Origin of the sequence: Acinetobacter sp. YH16053 (assembly GCF_013417035.1) — a bacterium.
GTDB lineage: Bacteria > Pseudomonadota > Gammaproteobacteria > Pseudomonadales > Moraxellaceae > Acinetobacter > Acinetobacter towneri.
Genome location: NZ_VPEP01000004.1, coordinates 230,690 through 237,710 on the forward strand (window position 1 = coordinate 230,690; position 7,021 = coordinate 237,710).

The window sequence follows — 7,021 nt, forward strand, 5'->3', positions numbered from 1 at the left end:
TAAGACACAGTTCCACTACACATTTCTGCCTCACGCTCACTTAAAATAAAAACACCATCAAGATTAGAAAAATCATCAAAAAGAGTGACGATGCTTATGTTTTATTATTTGATTATTAGTACCTTTGCTTTAGCACTGTTGGTGTCGTTCATTGTCATGCGTCTGTTTTCCAGCTCCATCAATGCAATTTTGGCGCGTATCATCCACGACCCAATTCATGAAGCATGGGCAAAGTACACCAAATTTGCAGGCATGGTGGTCGGCACATCTTCAGGCATTCGTATTTACGATATGGAAAAATACATTACCCCACTCACCTATGCCGAAAATGACAAAAGAATTGTGATTGAACTGACGCAAGAACGCTGGGTATTGGAAATTTACCGCACCATTATTGAAACCTTACAAGGCTTGGCGTGGATGATGTTGGTGTTTTTTATGGTGGCACTGATTGCTTATGTGATTGTCCGTTGGTCGGAAATTAAATACGCTGCCAAATCAAAATAAACCGACAAAGATTGAGGAAATAATTTAAAACAGTTTGCCACTCGCCTGCAGAATGAAGTGTGCTATGTTAAGAGAATACAACAGGAATTAAGCAGAAATTTTAGACCATCATTTCATGAAAAAATGAAAGTTTCGGGCTGATAAATTTTAATTATTTCTGATTTCATGGTCGATAATGCTTAAGTCTAATCTCCTAAAGTCTATCTAGGAGCAATAAAAAACCCATGATAAAACATACGTAATGATCAAGATTGCAACACAATAGATTGCCGTTTGCCATATCTTGCAATGCAGCTTGATTGACTAGGGATAACTTCAATTAGAATTCGGGTACATAAAAGTGACTACATCAGTATTAGTGATTAACTGCGGATCTTCTTCTATCAAATATGCGCTTGTATCTGAAAGCGTTGGAGATCGTATCTTTGGTTTGGCAGAAAATCTAGGTTCTGCTGATGCGCGCATTAAAGGCATTACCGCAGGTGGTGAGCCGCTCGAACTTTCTATTCCACATGCTGACCATGAAAAAGCATTGGAAACTATTCTTGGTCGCTTATCTCAATATAAGCCACAAGCCATTGGTCACCGCGTTGTACACGGCGGTACTTTAACCAAAGCAGAATTATTAACTGAAGAAATCGTGCAACGTATTCGTGAAGCAACTCCGCTTGCACCTTTACACAACCCTGCACACTTGGTGGGTATTGAAGCAACAATGCGTTTGTTCCCAGAACTTCCGCAAGTGGCTGTATTTGATACTGCATTCCACCAAACGATGCCTGCTCACGCTTACCGTTATGCAGTGCCTAAATTCTTATATACCGACCACAACGTACGTCGTTATGGCTTCCACGGTACAAGTCACGCATACGTTTCAGAGCGCGGTTCAGAGTTGGCTGGCAGCTTCAAACAAGGTGGCTGGTTAACTGCTCACTTGGGTAACGGTAGCTCGACTTGTGCAATCTGGAATGGTCAAAGTGTAGACACATCGATGGGCCTAACCCCACTTGAAGGTTTGGTGATGGGTACTCGTAGTGGTGATGTAGACCCAAGCTTACACAGCTTCCTTGCAAGCAACTTAGGTTGGGATATCTACAAAATTGACAAAATGCTAAACAGCCAAAGTGGTTTACTTGGTTTGTCAGGCTTATCGAACGACATGCGTACCCTGATTGAAGCATCTGAACAAGGCAACGAAGATGCAACGCTTGCAATTGAAGTATTCTGCTACCGTTTAGCTAAATCTTTAGCTGCGCTTAGCTGTGGTTTACCACGCTTAGACGGCTTGTTCTTCACTGGTGGTATTGGTGAAAACTCTGCTTATATCCGTGAAAAAACAGTATCTTACTTACCGCACTTCGGTTTTAACTTCAGCAAAGAGCGTAACGACAACTTAAAACGTGGTACTGAAGGACGTATCGATGCTGGTACTGGCCCACAAATTTGGGTTGTACCAACTGACGAAGAAGGCCGTATTGCTAAAGAAACTGCGCACGTTGCTGAGGAGCTAAAGTCAGCTGGAAAAAAGTCTGAATGTGATGCTGCGATTGCTTAAGCAATCGTAGTATCCAGTGTGCCTTCAATAAATTCCTAAATGATTTAGAAAAAACTATGAAAACAATACTTTTGGTTCCTACTGAAATTGGTGTTGGCTTAACATCAGCATGTCTAGGCTTAATTTACGCTTTGGAATGCCAAGGCGTAAAAGCAGGCTTTTTAAAGCCTTTCTCGCAAGAATTACAGCCAGAAGCAGACCGCACTACAGCGTTGTATCGTCATTTATTCAAGCATGAAACTGTTGAGCCGATTGCTTATAGCACGCTGACTGAACGCTTAAAGAATGATGAAAACGATGAATTGCTCGAAGATGCAGTACGTTTACATCGTGAAATTTCTAAACATCACGATATCATTATTGTAGAAGGCGTGTTGCCAAACGGACGCGATCCTTTTGCAACTGAATTGAATGCAAATTTGGCTAAAGCACTTGATGCAAAAGTCATTATTGTCAGCAATGCCGACATCAACAATGCTGCAAAAACAGCTGCCAAAGTAGACAATCAATTACGTTTCTTTGGTGGTGCAACTTGTGAGCGTACTGCGGGCGTATTGTTTATGCGTACCAAAGGTTTACCAGAAGATTCTGCACAAATTCCTGTTACGCTTGATCCAAACTTACGTTTAATTAGCGACACCAACCAGTTTGTCAGCAAAATTCAAACTACACATTCAATGATTGGTAAAGATTGCATGCCAGTGATTGGCTTGGTGCCATTCAGCAATACTTTAAGTGTGCCACGTATGTCGGACTTGGCTGCACACATTTCTGCAGAATGGATTAACCAAGGTGAAGCAGCGCAGCGCCGTGTATTACACAGCAGCTTAATTGCATCGAATATTGAACACGAAATGCATAAATTCGTTGCAGGCGAGCTGATTATCAGTGGTTCTGACCGTGTCGATGTATTGCTTGCCAGTAGCTTAGCCAGCAGCAATGGTATTCCACTTGCAGGTTTGGTGTTAACTGAACATCAAGCACCAAGCGCACAAGCTTTAGAGTTCTGCCAAGCAGCAATGAAAAATGGCTTGCCAATTTTACATACTAAATTGAGCACCTTTGAAACTGCACAACAGTTATTAAACCTGAGCAACGAAATTCCTGTAGATGATACTGAGCGTGCAGAACAAGTTACCCGCTTTGTGGCCAGTCACATCAATGCAGAATGGTTAACTCAATTAATCAGCGATACGCATAAACCACGTTTATCGCCTTCTGCATTCCGCCATGAATTGGTACAAAAATCTATTGCAGCGAAAAAACGTATCGTGCTTCCAGAAGGTGATGAGCCACGTACCGTTCAAGCTGCAGCAATTTGTCAATCACGTGGTATTGCGCACTGCGTATTATTGGCAAAACCAGAAGCCGTAGTTGATGTTGCCAAAGCACGTGGTATTGAGCTTCCACACGACTTAGAAATCATTGATCCTGACTTGATTCGTGAAAACTATGTCGAAAAAATGGTGGAAATGCGTAAAGGCAAACTTACTGACGATCAAGCACGTGAACAGCTGCAAGACACTGTCGTATTAGGTACGATGATGTTAGCACTTGATCAGGTTGATGGTTTGGTGTCTGGTGCTGTGCATACTACAGCCAATACAGTTCGTCCTGCATTCCAGCTCATTAAAACTGCACCTGATTATTCATTGGTATCTTCAGTATTCTTTATGTTACTACCAGATGAAGTATATGTGTACGGTGACTGTGCGATTAACCCAGACCCAGATGCTGAACAATTGGCTGAAATTGCGATTCAATCTGCTGACTCTGCAAAAGCGTTTGGTATTGACCCACGTATTGCCATGATTTCTTACTCAACTGGTACTTCGGGTGCAGGTGCTGACGTAGAAAAAGTAGCGAAAGCGACTGAAATTGCGAAACAACGTCGTCCTGACTTACTGATTGATGGCCCATTACAGTACGATGCAGCATCGGTTGAAAGTGTTGGTCGCTCTAAAGCACCAAACTCTCAAGTTGCAGGTCGCGCCAATGTGTTCATTTTCCCTGACTTGAACACAGGTAACACGACGTATAAAGCAGTACAGCGTTCTGCTAACGTGGTGAGTGTTGGCCCAATGCTACAAGGCTTGAACAAGCCAGTGAATGACTTGTCACGTGGTGCATTGGTAGATGACATTGTGTTCACCATTGCATTGACTGCAATTCAAGCAGAGCAACAAGCAGCTCAATAACTCGTAAAGTTAAGTTTTACAAACCACCTGATTGAAAAATTGGGTGGTTTTTTATGTGTAGATTTCGTCTAAGAGATTTTTTTTAAATGAGAAGGCACCTAGGTAGGTGCCTCTCATTTAGATTTTTGATTCAATGAAGTCTTCTATATCTCTCAAATATATTAGAACTGTTTTTGCAAAATATTGACTCTAATAGTATGAGTAGTTTATGGACTGTACTTAAAGGATTAATAGAGGTAAGCGTCCGCTGAACACACCTTCTGAATTCATCCTATAAGCCTTAATTTAGTCCCCACTTAGAAACAAGTGGGGACTTAAATTTATGACTACAAATAATCAGACATCCATCGCATCTCTTGCGAAAAAACGAAGAACATACAGTGCTGAATTTAAACAGCAGATCGTTCAGGCTTGTAAAGCACCGGACGTTTCAATTGCTTCAGTCGCTTTGCAACATGGATTGAATACAAATCTTGTATCCAAATGGATTCGCTTAATTGATGCTAAGCCAGGGAGTGATCGCTCACCACTACCGAATAAACCTGCATTTATTGCCTTATCTTGCTCTGCACCATTAGATCCTACTCCTGTCAACGGCATTCTAAAATTGACCCCTTTTACCTTACAAATGGCAAAGTAAAATTGACCCCTTTGATCTCGTATTAAATTTCAACCTGAGGCTGAATCCCTATTCTTTTTTTATCCTTCAAACGATAACTCTCACCCGATATTTGTACCACATGACAGTGATGCAATAACCGATCTAACATCGCAGCGGTCAACGTGACATCATCCGCAAATGACTTAGACCATTGGCTAAAGGGTAAGTTACTCGTCAATATCGTACTGCCTTTTTCATAACGCTTGGCAATCACGTTAAAGAACAGATTCGCTTCTTCACGTCCAAACGGTAAATAACCAATTTCATCGATAATCAGTAATTTTGGGGCGAGTATCACCCGTTGCATATAGGTTTTCAATTTACCTTGCTGATAGGCTGTACTGAGTTGCAGCATGAGATCGGCGGCGGTAATAAACTTGGTTTTGACATTGTTCATGATGGCCTTATAGCCTAATGCCATGGATAAATGCGTTTTCCCTACACCGCTAGCACCAAGAAACACCACATTTTCTGCTCTAGCAATAAAGCTCAGGTTGAACAGTTCAATCACCTGTGATTTAGGGGCCCCTAGGGCATAATTAAAATCATAGTCTTCCAGGGTTTTGACTTGAGGCAGGCCTGAGAGTTTCATCAGTACCTGCTGGCTGCGCTGTTGCCTGGCAGCATATTCATGCGTCAAGATCGCTTCAACAAAGTCGGCATAACTTCCATCCTGACCTAATGTTTGTTGTGCATGATGTGACCATTGTGATGCGATGGCAGGCAGATTGAGCTTTTGGCAAAGCTGCTCTATACGGTCGTATTGCAGATTCATCAGGAAACTCCCAGCAACTGGTCATATACAGATAAGGGATGCTGCAAACTCTCGTAGGGCATGACATGCTGTGCTGCTGCAACAGGTACAGTGCTGGAACCTGTATCTGATTGCGGTAATGGCGTAAATTTTTGCTGCTCCTGTTGCAGTCGAACAGCCGGTTTTTCCTGCGTGGTGGCATGAATCCGCTGATTGGCGGTTTCATGCAGCCACCGGCCAATGTGGGCATTGGCGACATCAACATCTAACAGTAAACCCGAAGTCTTCAGGCTTGCTTTCAATGGCACAATAAAGCTTGATTTGAGGTATCCATTAAAGCGTTCAACTTTGCCTTTGGTCTGTGCACGGTAGGGCTTACATACGCGAGGACGAAAGCTGTATTTCTTGGCGCAGTCGAGCAGTTTGGGATTCCATTTATGCTGCCCCTCCTGATAGGCATCCCGTTCAATCATGATCGTTTTAGCGTTATCAAACAGGATTTCCTGAGGTACTCCTGCAAAGAACTGAAATGCATTTTGCAGACCATCGATCCATGCATCGGTACGTTCATGATCATAAAATTTCACGAAAGTCGCTCTGGAATACCCTAATGTTGCGACAAAGGCTTTTAAAGTCGAGTTGTTGCGTCGAATCGTGGTGAAATCTACCTGCATTTGTTGGCCAGGTTGGGTTTCAAAACGAATGATCGGTTCCGGTTTAGCAACTGATTTTAATGTTGCAAGATATTCCCTCAAGATCCTGATCTTTCCTGGATATCCCAACCTTAAAATTTCCTGGTAGAGCACAACAGCAGGAATCCATTCAGGATGAGCTGCGTTTACACGTTTGAGTAAATAGGGTTTATATGGATCAAGAATACTTGTTCTAGGTTGTGTACGCCGATACTGAGGTGTTTCCTTCTGCCGTAAATATTTACGTACGGTATTTCGGGACACCCCCAGTTCACGACTAATGGCTTTAATAGATTTACCTTGTTGATGAAGTATTTGGATTGTCACTGCTTGCTCCAAAGTTAACATGTTGAGCAGTCCAAAATGACCGCTATATTAACCAAGGGGGTCAGTTTTTAAATGCCATTAGGGGGTCATTTTTACACTGCCGCTAACATCCTACTGACATGTTAAAAATTCAAATTACTTTACCCCACTCAAAAGCAGAAATTGGCTTGAAATGGCAAGTATCGAAAATATCTGCTTTAGCAGAATTACTCAAGGCACTTGCAACATGATCCGCATTGATGAAATCTGGTTGTCTACTCAGCCCATGGACATGCGTGCAGGTATGGATACGACCATGGCTCAGGTGGTGAGAGCCTTTGGCTACAT

General features: G+C 42.4%; 6 protein-coding genes and 1 pseudogene. 5 read left to right on the forward strand and 2 right to left on the reverse strand.

Translation table 11 applies throughout. The features are described from left to right. Positions 1–96: 96 nt before the first annotated feature. From FTV43_RS05870 to FTV43_RS05885, 4 genes are all read left to right on the forward strand, one after another. The gene (locus tag FTV43_RS05870) at positions 97–507 is read left to right on the forward strand and encodes a hypothetical protein (RefSeq protein ID WP_026438428.1); all 411 of its coding nucleotides are present in this window, start codon (positions 97–99) and stop codon (positions 505–507) included. 340 nt (positions 508–847) lie between these two features. Next, entirely contained in the window at positions 848–2,062 is a 1,215-nt protein-coding gene (locus FTV43_RS05875; RefSeq protein ID WP_179995096.1) for an acetate/propionate family kinase, read from the forward strand. 56 nt (positions 2,063–2,118) lie between these two features. Continuing rightward, on the forward strand, positions 2,119–4,260 hold the full coding sequence (gene pta, locus FTV43_RS05880; protein ID WP_179995097.1) for a phosphate acetyltransferase: 2,142 nt from the start codon (positions 2,119–2,121) through the stop codon (positions 4,258–4,260). Positions 4,261–4,582: 322 nt separating this feature from the next. Beyond that, on the forward strand, positions 4,583–4,900 hold the full coding sequence (locus FTV43_RS05885; RefSeq protein WP_257224095.1) for a transposase: 318 nt from the start codon (positions 4,583–4,585) through the stop codon (positions 4,898–4,900). 22 nt (positions 4,901–4,922) lie between these two features. Here FTV43_RS05885 and istB read toward each other — a convergent pair whose 3' ends face one another. Then, positions 4,923–5,696, reverse strand: coding sequence for an IS21-like element ISAba8 family helper ATPase IstB (istB, locus tag FTV43_RS05890; protein ID WP_179995098.1), 774 nt, complete (start codon positions 5,694–5,696; stop codon positions 4,923–4,925). After that, a complete protein-coding gene (gene istA / locus FTV43_RS05895; RefSeq protein ID WP_179995099.1) occupies positions 5,696–6,715 on the reverse strand; it encodes an IS21 family transposase in 1,020 nt (339 codons plus the stop codon). Before istA ends, istB begins: the two co-directional genes overlap by 1 nt. Positions 6,716–6,807: 92 nt before the next feature. Here istA and FTV43_RS16155 point away from each other — a divergent pair. Then, positions 6,808–6,924 (forward strand): annotated as a pseudogene (locus FTV43_RS16155) (IS66 family insertion sequence element accessory protein TnpB); the annotation flags it as partial. Positions 6,925–7,021: the final 97 nt, after the last annotated feature.

Bases quoted from the DNA above. Each gene is read 5' to 3' on its own strand.
- FTV43_RS05870 (WP_026438428.1), top strand. From the start codon at position 97: ATGTTTTATTATTTGATTATTAGTACCTTTGCTTTAGCACTGTTGGTG.
- pta (WP_179995097.1), top strand. From the start codon at position 2,119: ATGAAAACAATACTTTTGGTTCCTACTGAAATTGGTGTTGGCTTAACA.
- FTV43_RS05885 (WP_257224095.1), top strand. From the start codon at position 4,583: ATGACTACAAATAATCAGACATCCATCGCATCTCTTGCGAAAAAACGA.
- istB (WP_179995098.1), bottom strand. From the start codon at position 5,696: ATGAATCTGCAATACGACCGTATAGAGCAGCTTTGCCAAAAGCTCAAT.
- istA (WP_179995099.1), bottom strand. From the start codon at position 6,715: ATGTTAACTTTGGAGCAAGCAGTGACAATCCAAATACTTCATCAACAA.